19 protein-coding genes are annotated in these 17017 nt (G+C 69.9%); 14 read left to right on the top strand and 5 right to left on the bottom strand.

Annotated elements, in window-relative coordinates; genetic code table 11:
• Positions 1 to 56: 56 nt before the first annotated feature.
• From GN153_RS10795 to priL, 3 genes are all read left to right on the top strand, one after another.
• Entirely contained in the window at positions 57 to 800 is a 744-nt protein-coding gene (locus GN153_RS10795) for a DNA polymerase sliding clamp (protein WP_159902615.1), read from the top strand.
• Positions 801 to 960: 160 nt separating this feature from the next.
• Entirely contained in the window at positions 961 to 1530 is a 570-nt protein-coding gene (locus tag GN153_RS10790; RefSeq protein WP_159902613.1) for a DUF7139 domain-containing protein, read from the top strand.
• Positions 1531 to 1601: 71 nt separating this feature from the next.
• Complete coding sequence (gene priL, locus GN153_RS10785; RefSeq protein WP_159902611.1) at positions 1602 to 2660, top strand: DNA primase regulatory subunit PriL; 1059 nt, start codon at positions 1602 to 1604, stop codon at positions 2658 to 2660.
• Between the two features lie 261 nt (positions 2661 to 2921).
• Here the strand turns inward: priL and GN153_RS10780 are convergent, their stop codons facing one another.
• Positions 2922 to 3419, bottom strand: coding sequence for a DUF7472 family protein (locus tag GN153_RS10780; RefSeq protein WP_159902609.1), 498 nt, complete (start codon positions 3417 to 3419; stop codon positions 2922 to 2924).
• Positions 3420 to 3630: 211 nt separating this feature from the next.
• Here GN153_RS10780 and GN153_RS10775 point away from each other — a divergent pair, with 211 nt between their 5' ends.
• Positions 3631 to 4254 carry an SWIM zinc finger family protein gene (locus tag GN153_RS10775; RefSeq protein WP_159902607.1) on the top strand — a complete coding sequence of 208 codons (624 nt, stop codon included), beginning with the start codon at positions 3631 to 3633 and terminating at the stop codon, positions 4252 to 4254.
• Positions 4255 to 4292: 38 nt separating this feature from the next.
• On the opposite strand, the gene GN153_RS10770 is transcribed toward GN153_RS10775, so the two are convergent.
• Both GN153_RS10770 and hjc read right to left on the bottom strand, forming a co-directional pair.
• On the bottom strand, positions 4293 to 5027 hold the full coding sequence (locus GN153_RS10770) for a hypothetical protein (RefSeq protein WP_159902605.1): 735 nt from the start codon (positions 5025 to 5027) through the stop codon (positions 4293 to 4295).
• 181 nt (positions 5028 to 5208) lie between these two features.
• Positions 5209 to 5727 (bottom strand): Holliday junction resolvase Hjc, encoded by a 519-nt coding sequence (hjc, locus tag GN153_RS10765; protein ID WP_159902603.1) that lies wholly within the window; start codon positions 5725 to 5727, stop codon positions 5209 to 5211.
• 117 nt (positions 5728 to 5844) lie between these two features.
• Here hjc and GN153_RS10760 point away from each other — a divergent pair, with 117 nt between their 5' ends.
• Entirely contained in the window at positions 5845 to 6687 is an 843-nt protein-coding gene (locus GN153_RS10760) for an ArsR/SmtB family transcription factor (protein WP_159902601.1), read from the top strand.
• Positions 6688 to 6777: 90 nt separating this feature from the next.
• Here GN153_RS10760 and GN153_RS10755 read toward each other — a convergent pair whose 3' ends face one another.
• On the bottom strand, positions 6778 to 7359 hold the full coding sequence (locus tag GN153_RS10755; RefSeq protein WP_159902599.1) for a metallophosphoesterase family protein: 582 nt from the start codon (positions 7357 to 7359) through the stop codon (positions 6778 to 6780).
• A gap of 96 nt (positions 7360 to 7455) precedes the next feature.
• On the opposite strand from GN153_RS10755, the gene GN153_RS10750 reads away from it, so the two are divergent.
• The 6 genes from GN153_RS10750 (at position 7456) to GN153_RS10725 (ending at position 13977) form a co-directional block, all read left to right on the top strand.
• Positions 7456 to 8475, top strand: coding sequence for a cation diffusion facilitator family transporter (locus GN153_RS10750; RefSeq protein ID WP_159902597.1), 1020 nt, complete (start codon positions 7456 to 7458; stop codon positions 8473 to 8475).
• A 52-nt stretch (positions 8476 to 8527) separates the two neighbouring features.
• The gene (locus GN153_RS10745; protein WP_159902595.1) at positions 8528 to 9259 is read left to right on the top strand and encodes a fumarylacetoacetate hydrolase family protein; all 732 of its coding nucleotides are present in this window, start codon (positions 8528 to 8530) and stop codon (positions 9257 to 9259) included.
• Positions 9260 to 9270: 11 nt separating this feature from the next.
• A complete protein-coding gene (locus GN153_RS10740) occupies positions 9271 to 10557 on the top strand; it encodes a CaiB/BaiF CoA transferase family protein (protein ID WP_159902593.1) in 1287 nt (428 codons plus the stop codon).
• Between the two features lie 90 nt (positions 10558 to 10647).
• Positions 10648 to 11424, top strand: coding sequence for an SDR family NAD(P)-dependent oxidoreductase (locus GN153_RS10735; protein ID WP_159902591.1), 777 nt, complete (start codon positions 10648 to 10650; stop codon positions 11422 to 11424).
• Positions 11425 to 11619: 195 nt separating this feature from the next.
• On the top strand, positions 11620 to 12690 hold the full coding sequence (locus tag GN153_RS10730; RefSeq protein WP_159902589.1) for an isocitrate lyase/PEP mutase family protein: 1071 nt from the start codon (positions 11620 to 11622) through the stop codon (positions 12688 to 12690).
• 162 nt (positions 12691 to 12852) lie between these two features.
• Positions 12853 to 13977, top strand: coding sequence for a PAS domain S-box protein (locus GN153_RS10725; protein ID WP_159902587.1), 1125 nt, complete (start codon positions 12853 to 12855; stop codon positions 13975 to 13977).
• Here the strand turns inward: GN153_RS10725 and GN153_RS17525 are convergent.
• Positions 13974 to 14150 carry a hypothetical protein gene (locus GN153_RS17525; protein WP_201287875.1) on the bottom strand — a complete coding sequence of 59 codons (177 nt, stop codon included), beginning with the start codon at positions 14148 to 14150 and terminating at the stop codon, positions 13974 to 13976. The two genes, GN153_RS10725 and GN153_RS17525, sit on opposite strands and share 4 nt — an antisense overlap.
• Positions 14151 to 14490: 340 nt before the next feature.
• On the opposite strand from GN153_RS17525, the gene GN153_RS10720 reads away from it, so the two are divergent.
• The 3 genes from GN153_RS10720 to aceB all read left to right on the top strand — a co-directional run bounded on the left by GN153_RS10720 (position 14491) and on the right by aceB (position 16972).
• Positions 14491 to 15156 carry a helix-turn-helix domain-containing protein gene (locus tag GN153_RS10720; protein ID WP_159902585.1) on the top strand — a complete coding sequence of 222 codons (666 nt, stop codon included), beginning with the start codon at positions 14491 to 14493 and terminating at the stop codon, positions 15154 to 15156.
• A gap of 74 nt (positions 15157 to 15230) precedes the next feature.
• Positions 15231 to 15578 (top strand): DUF7344 domain-containing protein, encoded by a 348-nt coding sequence (locus GN153_RS10715; RefSeq protein ID WP_159902583.1) that lies wholly within the window; start codon positions 15231 to 15233, stop codon positions 15576 to 15578.
• Positions 15579 to 15661: 83 nt separating this feature from the next.
• Positions 15662 to 16972 carry a malate synthase AceB gene (gene aceB, locus GN153_RS10710; RefSeq protein WP_159902581.1) on the top strand — a complete coding sequence of 437 codons (1311 nt, stop codon included), beginning with the start codon at positions 15662 to 15664 and terminating at the stop codon, positions 16970 to 16972.
• Positions 16973 to 17017: the final 45 nt, after the last annotated feature.

The following is a 17017-nucleotide window of genomic DNA, read 5'->3' as shown; positions in this document are numbered from 1 at the left end:
CCGGCGAAGACGAGACGGCGGGGTTTTTAATGGATGCGGGCGTACCTCGCGTCAAGATGTTCAACGCCATCGTGAGCGCGGACACGCTCCAGGCGACGCTGGGCTCCGTGGGCGTGCTGGTCGAGGAGTGCAAGATCCACCTCGAGGAGGACGGGCTGGAGATCCGGGCCGTCGACCCCGCCAACGTGGGGATGGTCGACCTCACCCTCGATTCGGCGGCCTTCGAGTCCTACGAGACCGACGGCGGGCTCATCGGCGTCAACCTCGCCCGGCTCCAGGACATCGCCGGGATGGCCGACGCCGGCCAGCTCGTCCACCTCGAACTCGACGAGGAGACCCGCAAACTGCATATCTCTATCGACGGCCTGGAGTACACGCTGGCGCTGATCGACCCCGAGTCGATCCGGGAGGAGCCCGACCTGCCGGACCTCGACCTGCCGGCGGAGATCGTCATCGAGGGCCGCGACATCGACCGCGCCGTGACTGCCGCGGACATGGTGAGCGACCACATCGAGCTCGGCGTCGACGAGGAGGCGGAGGTCTTCTACGTGAAAGCGGAGGGCGATACCGACGACGTCCACCTCGAACTCGACGAGGAGGACCTCATCGACCTGACCGTCGGCCCCGCCTCCTCGCTGTTCTCGCTCGACTACCTGGACGACATGAACTCCGCCATCCCCGGCGACGCCGAGGTGACCATGGAACTGGGCGAGGAGTTCCCCGTCAAGCTCCACTTCGACATCGCCGAGGGGCAGGGCACGGTCACCTACATGCTCGCCCCCCGGATCCAGAGCAACTGACCGCCCGCATACTCCCCAGCTCCCAGCCACGCCCGCGCCGCCGGGTCCGCGCTCGCGGCTTCTCCCCTTTTGTACCCCGTCCAGCCACGCACACGCCCGACGCGAGCCGTCGCACGCGCGTCTGACGCACCGTTTTGTACGTGGATGGTAACTGTCGGGTATGCAGCGTCTCGACGAGGCGTACAGCCGGACGCCGACCGACCGGGAGCCACACCGGGTGCTCGCCGGCGCCGCCCTCGGGGCCGCGGGCGCTCTCGCGGTGCTCGTCGCCATCCTGCTGGTGGCGGTCGCCGGCGAGTCCTACGCCGCCCGCCGGTACGCCGGGCTCTGTGCCGGGCTGGGCATCCCCGCGATGCTCCTGGCGGTGGTCGTCGTCCTCCCCGCGAGCACGCGGGCCCGGCTGGGCGTCGTCGCCGGCAGCGCCCTCACGCTGGCCGGCGTCGGGCTGTTCTGGACCGCCTACCCGGCGCGGTGGACCGGTCCCGGCGGAATGGCCTTCGAGACCACGGCCGTCTACGCGCTGGGCGGGGCGGTCGCACTCTCCTTCGTCTTCTCGGCGGTCGCCACCTTCCGGCGGCGCAACAGCCCCGCGGGGACGGTCACGCTGGAGGTGACTCGCGACGGCGGCACCGAAACGGTGGAGGTGAGCCGACGGGAGTACCGCCGCGTCCGCCAGGCCGTGGGCGACGGCGGGGAGAGCGAGGTCCTCGAGGACCTGCTCGAGGAGTAACCCGCCAGCCCCGCGGCATGCAGGCCGCTCACCGGGAGGTTTATTCGCCGCCGCGCGCAAGCAGGTGGCCGATGGAGCCGCTGCACGCGCGCTACCCGTTTCTGGGCGAGTCCCGCGCCGCCGTCGAGGAGGCGGGGGTCGACCTGGCGGCGCTGGTCACGGAGGGCGGCCCGCCCGTCGAGCGCGCCGTCGAGCGCGTCGAGTACGCCCTGGAGGAGGGGTCGGTCGGCGACACCCACCGCCGGCCGCGCGTGGAGCTGCTCTCCTATCCCGTCGCCCGGGTACTGGTCTCGCTGGTCGACGAGCACGTCCTCACGCGCAAGTACGCCCGCGCGGAGGCGCGGACGGCCCACGAGCGGTTCACCGCCGACTTCGCGACGGAGACGGAGTTGCGCTCGACCGCCGACACCAGCCTCACGCGGGCGGAGCTGCTCGCGGAGTTCGACCTGACCGGCTCCGTGCGGGCCGTCGGCGGGGAGTACCGGGTGTCGGTAGGCACGTACCTCCAGCTGGCGGCCGACCAGCGCGACGACGAGTGGCGGCTCGTCAACCGCGAACTCCGGGACGGCGAGGTCCCACTGGAGGAGGGTGAACTCGACGTGCTGCTCGAGGCGGCGGTCCGCGCTCGGGTCACCGAGGGGCTGCCGCTGTCGGTCCCGGAGCCCATCGCCGAGGAGCTGTCGGGACCGGTCGAGTATCTGGAGGAGCTGCTCGCGGACCTTGATTTCACCCGGGACATCGACACCGTCGTTCCCGAGCTGTTCCCGCCGTGTATGCGGGCGCTGCTCGACCGAGTCCAGAAGGGCGAGCACCTCGAACACCACTCCCGCTTTGCCATCGCCTCCTTCCTGACGAGCATCGGGATGTCGACCGACGACATCGTCGACCTCTTCGAGGTCAACCCCGGCTTCGGCGAGGAGGCCACCCGCTACCAGGTCAACCACATCCGCGGCCAGACCAGCCCCACCGAGTACTCCCCGCCCTCCTGTGCCACGATGCAGTCCTACGGCGACTGCGTCAACATGGACGACCGGTGTGAGACCATCGCCCACCCGATGGCCTACTACGAAGACGCGCTGGACGACGCCGACGAGGAGGAGGTCACCGACTGGCGAGAGGAGCGAGACTGAGTCGCGGCGCGACTCAGTCTCGGGAATGCGAGCGGCGATAGCCGCGAGCAGCGGGAGTGACAAGCGAACAAAGTGAGCGAGTCACTCCCGGAACAGCGAGCGGGGAGCGCGAGGCTCGAACGGAATGAGAGCCTCGGAACTCCGAGCGGCGACGGTCGGGAGCCGCGGGGAGGAACGACCCGTGAGCAGCGAGAGACGTGACCGCTGGTCACGTCAGTCTCGGAGAAGCGGAGCGGTAAAGCGGGTGGCCGGAAGGAGCGGTCAGTCGTCCTGCCGGGAGAGCCAGACGCCGCCGGCTGCCATCAGGAGGATGAAGCCGGCGATGAGCGCGACGATCAGGACGCCGCCGGTCTGTCCCAGGGAGACGGTGCTCGCGGTTCCGTTCACCCGGCCGTCGAAGCGACCCTCGAAGGTCCCGTTCGAGAGTGTGCCCGAGACCTGGCCCTCGATCTCGCCGGTCACTTCCCCGGAGATGTTGCCCGAGAGCTGGCCGTCGAAGTCGCCGGTCTCGTTGACCGCCCCGGAGAGCGTGCCGTCGACCGAGCCCGCGAGGGGGCCGTCGAACTCGCCGTCGAACTCCGCCTGAACGAGCCCGGGACCGGAGGCGTTGGCGGTTCCGGTCAGCTGACCGCTGACCTCCCGGTCGACCGCTGGAGGGGCCCCGAAGACGGTGCTGGCGGCCGACACCGCGAGAATGAAAAGGAGCACAGCGCCGACCGACAGCCCGACCTGTCTGACCGTCTCCGAGTCTACGTCCATGCCGCCGGCTTTCACAGGGAGTAGGAAAAGCGCTTCGAAGCGCCCGTTCCGGGAAATCGCCGGACTCGATGGCCCCAGAGCGATGACGACGGAGCGACGGGGCAGCAGACGTGCGGGCCGAACGGAGCCGACCAGCCCGAAGACTCATCACCGCCAAACACCTACGTTTCGACTGGACACAGCCCGAAAAACAAGCCGTGTCCGGACCGCTATGACCGATATCGAGCCTTCCGCAGCCGACCGCAAGACTGCACTCGCACCGGACCTCCGGGCGATGCCCGACCGTGCCGCCCGCGCCTGGGCCGAGCGCATGGCCGTCCGCCCGCTTCCGGACGGGAGATACGCCGTCGACAGCGAGAGCGGCGCGACCTACGTCGTCGACCCCGACGCGGGGAGCTGTACCTGCCCCGACAGTACCCTCCGCGGGGCGACCTGTAAACACCGCCGGCGGGTCGCGATCGAGGTGACGACCGGGCGGGTTCCGCCGCCGGGCCGGCGCCGCGGGACCTGTCCCGTCTGTGGCGAGGCGGGGTTCGTCCCCGCCGACGGACCGCCGCTGTGCCCGGCCTGCGAACTCGAACCCGGGGAGGTGGTCCGGGACCGCGAGACCGGCGACCGGCTGGTCGTCGAGCGGGTTCGCGACGAGCGGGCCGACGAGGTGGTCGTCCCCGACGCCGGGACGACCGTGGCCGGCTACCCCACGAACGAGGGCTACCCGGCCGGGGACCCGGTGGTCGAGGCGGTCTATCTGCGGGCCTGGCGCGAAGAGGAGCCCCGCGTCTACCGGTTTCCCCACTCCCGGCTGTCGGCGACCGGAACGGCGATGCTCGAGTGACACCGGCGGGCGTGTGAGGCGGGCGTTGCGGTGACTGGTCAGTCGGTGACCGCCTCGCCGACGAGCGCCCCCGCCCCGCCGAACACCAGCGGGTAGACGACGCCGACGAGGAGGTGTGCCCGGACCGGGTCCGGGACCGAGGCCCGGAGCGTGACGCCCGCTACGGCCGTCGAGAACGCGTCGGTGAGTGCGTCCGCGACGACGTTGTTGAACAGCCAGACCACCGGAAGGATGGTCAAAAGCGCCATCGCCGCGTAGCCGACGGCGACCGCTACGACGGCCTCGACGAGCCCCCCGCCCCGCCGACGGCGCGCGAACCCGGCGTACACCAGCAGCGCCGGCGGGAGCAGGTAAAACAGCTGGGCGAGGTCCGGCGGGAACAGCAACGCGGGGTCGACGGGAACGACCCCGCGGGCCGTCCCGGGGGCCACCGTGCCGGCCTGGCCCGTCACGAGCGAGGCCAGGTCGTCGTTCAGGGCCGCCGAGGACGTCACCACCACGCCGGTCCCGTGGACCGCGACGAACAGGAACGTCGCGTAGAACAGCCCGACGAAGAGAGCGAAGAGCGCGCCCACCGCCAGCAGGAGGAGGATGGCGCCGCTCGTCTCCGGGCGGTAGGCTCCCGTCTCCGAGGCCAGCCCGAGCGCCCGCGCCGCCGGCCCCAGCAGCCGCAGGAAAACGAAGAGCGCGTACAGCAAGAACACCACGCGCAGCCCGAGCCAGTAGACGCTGGCGCCGGTCGCGGTCCCGGTGTCGGTCGCGCTTGCTCCCATCAGCCGTCACCCCGGGACCGACTGTCGTTTCTCGCCGGAGGGTTGGTTCGTCCGTGGTACATGACAACATACCACTCCTCCAGTGGTTGAGATCGACGTTCCCCGGCTTAAGCGTTGTCGACCGGGAGGAACTCCGGGTGAACCGGCGCCCCGGCGGGTCGGCCTCACGAACGGGGCGCGGTCACTCCAGCATCGCCGCCGCGTCCTCGAGCGAGATGTCGCCGCGGTCGAAGGCCTCGAGCACCTCGCGGACGCCACCGTCGTCGTCCTCCTCCTCGCGTGCGGCCTCGGCGAGGGTCGTCCGCTCGGAGTGGCCGGTCAGCTCCGCGAAGTCGGTCCCCTCCGCGAGCGCCGTCTCCTTCTTGACGCGGTAGTTGCCGCCGTCGGTGGTGTGGCAGTCGTCGGGGTGAAAGAAGTACCAGTCCTCGCGGTCGAACCGGACGCCGATGCGGGGGGCGGCGCCGAAGCTCCGCGAGAAGTAGACCAGGGCCTCTACCTCCTCACCGGTGAGGTAGATGGGGTCGCCGGCGGAGGACTTGGCCTCGATGGCGTAGAAGGTCTCGCCGTCGCCGGCCAGCACGTCCGGGAGGTCCCGCTCGGTCGCGCTCCCGCTTGCGGGCGCGCGCATCACCGCGAAGCCGGCCCCGTCGAGCGCGTTGACGAGTTCCCGCTCGCGGCGGTCCCCTTTCGCGTTGGACATACCCCGACTGGGAAGTGGCCGGTCTTGAATCTGTGGCGTCTCCCGCGGCGGTCAGCGCCGGCGGTCCGCGGCGAACGGAGACAAAACTGATAGCGGTCGACGCGAAATGGGGGAGTGATGTCGCTGTTGCCCTCCGAACCCGACACCGAGCCCCCCGACGCGGGCCCCCGCGTCATCGGCGTCGACAGCGAGGACGCCGAGGACGTCCTCGCCGCGCTCTCCTCCGGTACCGCCCGCGAGTTGCTGTCGGTGCTCCACGAGGAGCCCGCCCCGCCCTCCCGGCTGGCCGACGAGGTCGACACCTCGCTGCAGAACGCCCAGTACCACCTCGAGAAACTCGAAACGGCGGGCGCGGTCGAGGTCGTCGACACCGCCTACTCCGAGAAGGGCCGGGAGATGGACGTCTACGCGCCGGCCGACCAGCCGCTCGTCATCTTCGCCGGTGACGAGGGGGAGTCGACGCTCCGGTCGGCGCTCTCGCGGCTGCTGGGTTCGGTGGGTGTGCTCGCGGTCGCGAGCCTCGCGGTCCAGGCGCTGGTCGGCGAGGGGGGGCTGCTCGACTCCCCGACGGGGGCCGGCGGCGCCGGGGCAGCGGGCGGAGGCAGCGGCGGCGACGGAGGCGCCGCCCCGAACGGCGGCGACGCCGCGGTCGCGGAGGACGCCGCCGGAGCGACCCCGACTCCGGAGCCGGCGACCACGGATGGCGCGGGGGGGTTCAACGCCCAGTCCATCGAGGAGACGACGACGGAGACGCCGGTCGAAGCCGTCGCGGACACCGCGGCGACCGCCGCGAGAAACGTCACGGAAACCGTCACCGAGACCGTCAGCGGGACCGCCCCGCCCGAGGAGGTCACCCGGACGGCCGCGGACGGCGTCGCGTCCCTCCCGCCGGGGCTGCTCTTTTTCGCCGGCGGGCTGGTCGCGGTCGGCGTCGTCGCCGTGGCGCTTTCGGTCAAGTAGCTCAAATCGGCGTTTGAGTTTCCGCCGTCTACTTTTTATCCCCCCGCATAGGAACGGATGCGTCGGCCCCGCGGACGCTTCGGCCCTCCCTCATCTCACCCCTCGGAGCACGTCGCCGGCCGGCGAGCGCAACTCGACGTCCACCGTTCCTGCCCGGCGGTGGACGCGCGCGTACGCCGGCTGGCCGCCCCGCGGGTCGGCGTGGCTGCCCGGATTGACGACCGTCAATCCACCCTGTTGTTCCCCACCCCCGTTTTCGGACCCTTCCCCACTCCGGTTCCCCTGCGCGACACCCGAGCCCCCGAGCCGCGTCACCCCGGGCTGGTGGGTGTGTCCCACCACGGCCAGGCCGGCCCCTTCCTGCCGTGCGAGCACGGACAGGCGCGTCCGGTCGTGCTCGTGGCCGTGGACGAGCAGGAACCGTTCGCCGAGTGCCTCGACCGTCCGGACCGCCGGCAGGTCGGCCCGGACGGCGGCGCTGTCGCTGTTGCCGTGGACCGCGGCGAACGCGAAGCCGTGGTCGTCGGCCAGGTCGCGAAACGCGGCGAGCGTCGCCGCCGCGGTGAAATCGCCGGCGTGGACCACGGCCTCGGCGTCCCGGAGCGTCGCCCGGAGGTGGTCGGTCAGCGGCGGGTCGCCGGTGGCATGGGTGTCCGCGAGCGCGACGAGCACGGGGCCGCGTACGCACCTGCGGGACAAAAGCGGATTGTGGTGTCACGGCGGTCACGGACCCCCGGCCTACTTGGGAGCGGCGGCCGAGAGCCCGGTATGGCCGGGAGCACGTCGGTCGTCGTCGCGGCGCTGATAGCGAACGGGGCCATCGCGGTCCTGAAGTTCGTCGGGTTCACGCTGACGGGGAGCCCGGCGATGCTCTCGGAGACCTACCACTCCATCTCCGACACCGGCAACCAGGTCTTCCTGCTGATCGGGATCCGGTACAGCGGACAGAGCGCCGACGACCGCCACCCCTTCGGCTACGGGAAAGCGCAGTTCTTCTACAGCTTCCTCGTGTCGGTCCTGCTGTTCGGGATCGCGGGCTGGGAGTCGACGAAACACGGGTTCCACGAGGTCCAGGTCGCGCTGGGCGGGGCGGCCGAACACGGCGGCGCCGAGTCGGTGACCCTGTTCGGGCAGACGTTTCCCCCGGTGTACGTCAACTACGCCGTCCTCCTCGGCGCGATCGTCTTCGAGACGTGGGCGCTCTGGAAGGCCCGCGCGGAGATGAAACGCCAGATGGCGGCGCACGACTGGTCGGGCTACCGGGAGGCTTTCCGGAAGACCGCCGACACCACCACGCTCACGGCGCTCACCGAGGACACCATCGCGCTGGCCGGGGCCGGGCTGGCGCTCGTCGGCGTCTTCCTCACCCGGACGCTCGGCGACCCCATCTACGACGCCGCCTCGGCGCTGCTGATCGGGTTCATGCTGATGGGCTTCGCGGTCGCGCTGGCCTGGGAGAACAAGCGGCTGCTGCTGGGGGAGAGTCTCCCCGACGACGTCGAGGCCGACCTTCGGGGGGCCGTCGCAGGGGTCGCCGACGTCGAGCGGGTGGTCGACCTCCGGACCGTCTACTTCGGGCCCCGGAGCGTCCTCGTCACGGTCGACGTGGCGTTCCGGACCGGTATGTCCGGCCGGGAGATCGACGACCGCATCGACGAGGTCGAGGCCGCAGTCAGGGAGGTCGAACCCGACGCCAAGACCGTCTACGTCGAGGTCGAGAAGGACGGCGAGCCGTCGGCCGGCGGGGCCGGTGGCGCCGCCGGCGGGAGCCCGTCCGGCGGGGCCTGAGCCGGGACCGGCGAGACGGAGCCTCTAAAGGGTCGCTCCCCGAACGCCGCGCATGAAACTCGCGCGCGCCGAGACTCCCGACGGAGTCCGTACCGGCGAGTACGACGACGGGGCCCTGCACACCGGGACCGGCAGCTACGAGGTCAGCCCGGAGGACCTGCTCGCGCCCTGCGAGCCGGGTACCTTCTACTGCGTCGGCCGGAACTTCGCCGAGAAGATCGACCAGATGGACTACGACGTGCCCGACCGGCCGGACTGGTTCATCAAGCCAGCGGTCTCGCTGCACCACCCCGGCGACCCCATCGTCTACCCGGAGTGGACCGAGGAACTGACCTACGCGGGCGAACTCGCCGCCGTCGTCGACGAGGAGTGTACGGACCTGGAGGGGGAGAGCGAGGTCAGGGATGTCCTCCGCGGGTGGACGGTGCTGAACGACCTGGACGCGCTCGACCAGGAGCGCCGGACCGCCCGGAAGGCCTTCGACGGGTCGGCGCCGCTGGGGCCGGTCATCGAGACCGACATCGACCCCCGCGGGATCGACATCGAGACCTACGTCGGCGGCGAACTCCGCCAGGACGCCACCACCGACTGGATGATCTTCGACCCCTACGAGACGGTGGCCTTCCTCTCCGAGCGGTACACCTTCCGGCCCGGCGACGTGATTTCGTTCGGGAGCCCCGCCAACCCCGGCCTGCTGGAGCCCGGCCAGGAGGTCGCCATCACCTACGAGGGGGTCGGGACCCTGCGCAACACCGTCGTCGCACCCGGAGACGGGGGCGAGTGAGGAGAGACGGTATGAGTGAGCGAGCGGAGACGGCACGGCGGGGCCGCGAGGCGGGGCCGCTTTCGGGCGTGACCGTCGTCGACGCCGCATCGCTGTACGCCGGGCCGCTGGCGGCCACCTACCTGGGCGACTTCGGCGCGGAGGTCGTGAAGGTCGAACACCCGGAGGGCGGGGACCCGCTCCGGCAGTTCGGCGGCGACGGCCGCTCGTGGGACTGGGTCGGGCGAAACAAGCAGTCGGTGCCGCTCGACCTCAACGACGAGGCGGGACGGGAGGCCTTCGCCGACCTCGTGGCGGAGGCGGACGTCCTCGTCGAGTCCTTCCGGCCCGGCACGCTGGAGGAGTGGGGGGTCGGCTGGGAGACGCTTTCCGAGCGGAACCCGGGCCTGGTGATGGTGCGGACGACCGGCTTCGGCCAGACCGGCCCCTACAGCGACCGGCCCGGTTTCGGTTCGCTTGTCGAGGCCATGTCCGGCTTCGCGTACTCGACGGGGCAGGCCGACGGGCCGCCGACGCTTCCCCCCATCGCGCTCGCCGACTCGGTGTGTGCGCTGCACTCCGCGTTCGCGGCGGTGGCCGCGCTGTACTGGCGCGACGCCGGCGGGACCGGCCAGTACATCGACGCCTCGATCCTGGAGTCGATGTTCGCGCTGATGGGCGACGTCGTCACGCGGTACCACGCCAGCGGCGACCGCTACCGGCGCAACGGCAACACCTCGCGGATGACCGTCCCGCGCAACACCTACGAGACCGCCGACGGCCGGTGGGTCGCACTGTCGGGGAGCACGGAGGCCGTCGCCCGCCGCATCCTCCGGATCGTCGGCGGCGACGACCTCGTCGAGCGGTACCCGGACATGGAGAGCCGGCTGGCAGCCACAGCGGAGATCGACGCCCGGATCGCGGAGTGGGTCGGCGAGCGCACCCGCGAGGAGGTCGTCGAGACCTTCGAGGCCCACGAGGCCGCGCTCGGCCCGGTCTACGACATGGCCGACATCTTCGAGGACGAGCACTTCGACGCCCGCGACGCCGTGGTGGTCGTCGAGCGCGAGCGCGCGGGCGGAAACGAGGGAGCGACGGAGGACAGCGGGGGAAGTGAAAGCGAGGAGGTGGCGATGCGCGGGGTCGTCCCGAAACTGAGCGAGACGCCGGGACGGGTCGACTATCCGGGGCCCGAACTGGGCGCCCACGCCCGCGCGGTCCTGCGCGAGCGGGCGGGGCTGAGCGACGGGGAGATAGACGCACTGGTCGAGGAGGGCGTGACGGCGGTCGCCGATGGCCGCGGTGGCGGGGGCGAGTAGCGACCCGGCAAACGGCCGGGGCGGAGGGGGTACCGCGTGGCGACCGAAACGGGGCGGTTTTATGTGGGCACCGGCCGGTGGTGTGGGCGTATGCGCGAACAAAGCGTCGGAGAAAAGGTCGACTTCACGGGAGACGCCGCCGTCGTCACGGGCGGCGCACAGGGTATCGGCAAGGCGATCTGCGAGTCCTTCGCGGCCAGCGGCGCGAACGTGGGCGTCGCGGACGTCCAGGCCGACGAGGCCGAAGAGACTGCCGCAGAGGTCGCCGAGGAGTACGGCGTCGACGCCGTCGGCATCGAGTGCGACGTCACCGAGTACGAGGACGCCGAGGCGATGGTCGAGACGGCCGTCGACGAGTTCGGCGCACTCGACTACCTCATCAACAACGCGGGCGTCGGCACCCCGGCCCCGAGTTTCATGGAGTCGGACCCCGAACAGTGGGACACCGCCGTCGGGGTCTGTTTCTACGGGACGATGAACTGTACCCACGCCGCCCTGCCGCACATGACCGAGCGCGGCGAGGGCGCCATCGTCAACTTCGCCAGCGACTCCTACAAGGGCAACGACCCCGGCCTCGCGGTCTACGGCGCCGCGAAGGCCGCAAACGTCTCCTTCACGGGCACGGTCTCCCAGGAGGTCGGCGAGGACGGCGTCCGGGTCAACTGCGTCTCGCCGGGGACCACCCGCACCCCCGCCACCGAGGAGTGGATCGAGGAGTACGAGGAGAAGATCCTCGAGAGCTACGCGATGGACCGGCTGGGCGAGCCCGAGGACATCGCCGACGCCGTCACCTTCCTCTGTAGCGACGCCGCCTCCTGGGTCACCGGCCGCGTGCTCAGCGTCAACGGCGGCTACAACCGCAGCTGACGGGCCGGGACCCCCGGACGCCGACCCACCCCGCCCGGCGGCCCACGCCACCGCGTCGCACGGGTGTGAACCACACTCAATTTAGGACCCTAAACCGATTAGAAAGAATATTATCATTATAGTTCATAACATTTTTCTACGACAGGGGATTCTCCCCGAGTGCATCAGACGCGACCCGATCGCGGTCTCTCAACCATGACACAGGACGATTCCGGAACCGACGAAGTTGCGAGCCGAGTCAAGAGCACGGACCCCTACATCCGCGACGTGGACAACGAAGCGGCACGGGAGTTCCGGGACATGCTGAACAACCAGGACTACGTCTTCGCGCCGGGCACCTACGACGCGCTGGACGCCCGGCTGGCCGAGATGGCCGACCTCGACGCCGTCTACATGTCCGGCTACTCGACGGTGCTGGGCCAGTTCGCCTTCCCGGACCTGGAGATGGTCGACATGCGCGAGATGGTCGAGAACGCAAAGCGCCAGGTCGAGGCGACGAACCTGCCGGTCATCGCCGACTGTGACACCGGCTACGGCGGCGTCCACAACGTCCGCCGCGCGGTGCGGGAGTACGAGAAGGCCGGCGTCGCCGCGGTCCACATCGAGGACCAGACCACGCCCAAGCGATGCGGTCACATCGCCGGCAAGAAGATCGTCTCCCGCGACGAGGCCGAGGCCCGCTTCCGTGCGGCCGTCGACGCCAAGCAGGACGAGGACACGGTCATCATCGCCCGGACCGACGCCTACGGCTCCGCGAACGGCGACTGGGAGGAACACCTCGAGCGCGGCCGGCTCTACGCCGACGCCGGCGTCGACCTGGTCTGGCCCGAGATGCCCGACCCCTCCCGCGAGGACGCCATCGAGTACGCCGAGACGCTGCACGAGACCCACCCCGACGTGAAGCTGGCCTTCAACTACTCCTCCAGTTTCGCCTGGAGCGAGGAGGAGGACCCGCTCACGTTCCAGGAGCTCGGCGACATGGGCTACAAGTACATCTTCATCACGCTGTACGCCCTGCACTCCGGCGCCCACGCCATCTACGAGGACTTCACCAACATCGCCGAGAACGACGAGCAGGCCCAGTTCGACCTCGAGGACCGCTACCTCGGCCACCCGACCGAGAGCCACCACGAGCTCTCCTTCGTCCCGCGGTTCCAGGAGATCGAGGCGAAGTTCGACCCCGAGGCCCAGGCCCGTCAGGAGGAGTCCGCCGGCTTCACCGAGGAAGGCGACTCCGTGCTGACCAGCGAGACCGACGACGACTGACGACGTCCTCGCCTTTTTTGCGGCGCGCGTGACCGGACAGCAGCGGCCGGACCGGCCCGGCTGCGGGACACAGGCCACAACGCCGCCACACGACGCCGTCGCCGGTCGCGCCCGACCCGATGTCCTGTCTTATTTATTACGCGGTGGCGTACGGCCGCCGAGATGGGAGAGCTACCGGCGGGCGAGCTGACGGCCGAGCAGTACCGGGCGCTGATCGGCCACACCTCGGACGTCGTCACCGTCGTCGACGAGGACGGGACCGTGCGCTACCAGTCCCCGAGCTCCGAACGCGTCAAGGGCTGGCGCCCGGAAGAGATGCGCGGGGAGAACATCCTGGAGTACGTCCACCCCGACGACCGGGACCGCGTGGCGGAGCGGTTCGGGGCCCTCGCCGAGGAGACCGGCCACATCGACGAGGAACTGGAGTTCCGGTTCGAGACGAAATCCGGGGAGTGGATCTGGCTGGCGGTGACGGGGGCGGCCGCGGACCCCGACGGTCCCCTGGAGGGGTACATCACCACGAGCCGGGACATCAGCGAGCGCGTCAGGTCCACCGAGCGCCTGGAGGAACAGCGGGACGGCCTGCGGCTGCTCAACGAGGTGGTGCGCCACGACATCCGCAACGACCTCCAGGTGGTCACCGCGTACGCGGAGCTTCTGGCCGACCGGGTCGACGAGGAGGGCCGCGGGTACGTCGAGACCCTGCGCGAGCGGGCCGACCACGCGGTCGACCTCACGCGGACCGCGCGGGACATGGCCGACGTGATGCTCTCGGCGGGCAGCCAGCGCCAGCCCGTCGACATCCGGGCCACCCTGGAGCGGGAACTCGACGAGGTCCGGTCGACCTACCCCGGGGCGCTGGTCACCGTCGACGGGGCAGTCCCCTCGGTGACGGTGCTGGCCGACGACATGCTCGACTCCGTCGTTCGCAATCTCCTGAAAAACGCCATCCAGCACAACGACGCGGACGTGCCGGAGGTGACTGTCTCGGTCGAGGCCGGCGAGGAATCCGTGGTCGTCCGGGTCGCGGACAACGGCCCCGGCGTCCCCGACGACCGGAAAGAGGAGGTCTTCGGGAAAGGCGAGAAGGGCCTGGAGAGCGAGGGGGCGGGACTGGGGCTGTATCTCGTCCGGACGCTGGTCGACAGCTACGGCGGGGACGTATGGGTCGAGGACCGCGAACCGGGGGCCGGCGACGACGGGGCGGTGTTCGTCCTCGAACTGCCGGTGGCCGAAGACGGGGACGAACCCGGAGAGGGGACACGCCAGGGCGCGAGCGGGGTCTAGTCGCCGCGCTCGACGACGGTCACGACCACGTCCCAGTCGGGGTGGCCGTCGTCGCCATCGACCTCCCAGCCGCCGTCGACGGCCATCCCGTTGGTGTGTGCAATCTTGACCAGCGCCGCGAGGACGCTCTCGAACGTCTCTTCGTCGGTCACGTCAGTAATATCAGGTGCCATAGATACTCCCGGAACGTGCAGCGACTCGCGTTACGTTGGAGACCGGCTGTCGCGGTGCCCGGGGCCGTAACGGCCAGTGTACAGGGTCCGTACGTAACGGTGGGCGTGAATACGTAAACCGGTACCGATACGCATGGTATGCCAGATATAAAACGTGCGTTCGTTGTGCTCCTCCTGTTTTGTACGTTCGGCAGACCTCTGTGAACAGACACGCGACTCTATGATCGTCTGTCAGTTCTGTCGGGTGAGCCGACGAAGGTTTGTGACACGGTAACATAGCTTTGTACACCAAGGCATCATGCTTTGTTCCTCGGTTCAGAATCGGGAGGCGTAGCCGTTTATGAGTGTCATCGTGGAACTGGAGGTCGCGGCCCACGAGTTCGACCTGGGCCGGATCCTGCAGGTGCCCGCGGGTACGCATATCGAGATGGAGGCCGTCGTGCCGGCTGCGGAACGGACGATTCCGCTGTTCTGGGTCTACAGTGCCGACATCGACAGCGACACCTTTGAGGCGTCCATACGGAGCCACAAGTCGGTCAACAGTATCACGGCGGTCGATATCTTCGAGGACCGGGCGCTGTACGCCATGGATTGGGCGGTCGGCTCGGACCAATTTTTCCAGGCCGTCGTGGGAAACGAGGGAAGCATCCTGAACGCGACCGGTTTCGCCCGGGAGTGGGACTTCGAGGTGCGGTTTGCTTCCCACGACGACTTGGGGTCGTTCCGGGCCGACCTCGACGACGACGGCGTGACCTTCGAGGTGATGCGGGTCTACAACCCCACCAGACCCGACGCCGGGCCGTGGTACGGGCTGACCCCGAGCCAGCGCGAGGCGCTCGTGCTGGCCGTCGAGGCCGGCTACTACGACATCCCGCGAACCTGCACCACCGTCGAACTCGCCGACAAACTGGGCATCTCCGACCAGGCGGTGACCGAGCGGCTCCGGCGGGCCATCGTCAACGTCGTCTCCAACACGCTGCTGGCCGCCGAGGACAAGAAAGACTGACCGCCGGCCGCAGCCTGGTGTATCAGGCGACATCGATTTTCCCGGACGCCTCGGACGGGAGACAAACAGCCAGGATGGAAGAACGCGAAAACGGGACGGGGGCGACGAAGCGGGGCCGAGCCGGCGGGCTCGGGGTCCGGCTGGCCCTGCTCGCGGACCCGGACGCCCGGCCGCTGGTCGACGAACTGGCCGGCACCCGCGGGGAGTCGCTGTCGGTGCGCGGGCTGGCCGAGCGGGTCGCGGGCCCGGACGGACGCACCCACGAGGTCGACGCGCTGCGCGTGAAGCTTCATCACGTCTTCCTCCCCAAGCTGGCGGAGATGGGGGCGGTCCACTACGACCCGGAGGACGGCCAGGTAGTCTACCGCGGCGACGACCTGCTGGAGCGGTGTCTGTCGGCCATCGAGGCCGTCGACCCCTGACCGGCGGTTCGGCCGGCAGGGCCGCGCTGGAGTCGATCCGGTGGGGTTTATTACTCGCCGGCCGCTCTCACCGAGTGACTCTCATGAGTGTCGACGAGCGCATCCACGACCGGAAGTTCGTTCGGTCCTTCTTCACCACGCCGACCGCCGTCGAGGGCGAGGAGGACACCGCGAAGATGCTGCGACAGGCCGCCGGACTCCGGGGGATGGAGGCCCCGGACGTCTGGGTCCCGGACAACGAGGACGCCACCGCGCCCAACATGCGCGACGAGGGCGCACAGAATATCATCGACGTGCTCGCCGAGGAGGGCGCCGACTTCCCCGGCGAGGTCCACCCCCGCGTGGTCTGGCACCGCGACAGCCCCGAGACCCGCTACCAGGGCTTCCAGCACATGCTCGAGATCGCCGACCCCGCTAACGGGGCCGTCGAGAACCTCGACGGCTTCGTCATCCCCGAGGTCGGCGACATCGACGACTGGAAGAAGGCCGACGAGTTCTTCACCATCGTCGAGAACGAGCACGGCCTCGAGGAGGGCAGCCTGAAGATGTCGGTCATCATCGAGAGCGGCTCCGCCGAACTCGCGATGGGCAAACTGCGCGACGAGATCGGCAAGCCCACCAACAACCTCCAGCGGATGTTCCTGCTCGTCGACGGCGAGGTCGACTACACCAAGGACATGCGCGCCATCACCCCCACGGGCGAGCTCCCGCCGTGGCCGGAACTCCGCCACAACACCTCCCGGGGAGCCAGCGCCGCCGGCCTCATCGCCGTCGACGGCCCCTACGACGACATCCGCGACATCGAGGGCTACCACGAGCGGATGACCGACAACCAGGCCAAGGGGATGCTGGGCATCTGGTCGCTCACCCCGGGCCAGGTCGTCGAGGCCAACAAGTCGCCGCTCCCGCCCGCGGAGGGGTACTGGACCATCGACGCCGACGGCCGCGAGGTCGAACTGGAAAGCGAGGACGGCGTCGAGGTCTACGCCGGCGACCGGATCGAACTCGAGGAACTCGGCGATGACCGCTACGAACTCGAGGTCGGCGGCGACGAGCGCGAGGTCACCGGCGAACAGCTCCAGGAGGAGCTGCTCGACCTGGTCTCCTACGTCCCGAGCATGGACGACATCGTCGACTCGATGGAGGAGTTCGAGGCCGCCAAGGAGGCCGGCAAGGGCGCCATCGCGATGACCCAGGCCGCCACCGTCCGGGTCGACGGCGTCGAGGTCGAGGTCAGCCGCGACCGGATGTGGGACGAGGCCACCTACCAGGCGCTGCAGACCCCGATCACGCTGTTCCAGGACGTCTACGAGAACCGCCCCGACCAGCACGACGACCTCGCCGACCTGTACGGCGCGGAAGTCGTCGAGCGGGCGACCGACGTCGGGCAGTAACCCCCCACCGCGGTCCGCTTTTTCGCGCCGCCCCCCGAACGCGGA

Origin of the sequence: Salinirussus salinus (genome assembly GCF_009831455.1) — an archaeon.
Classification (GTDB): Archaea; Halobacteriota; Halobacteria; order Halobacteriales; family Haloarculaceae; genus Salinirussus; species Salinirussus salinus.
The sequence above is the reverse complement of the archived record's forward strand: the minus strand, read 5'-3'. Positions and strand labels throughout refer to the sequence as shown.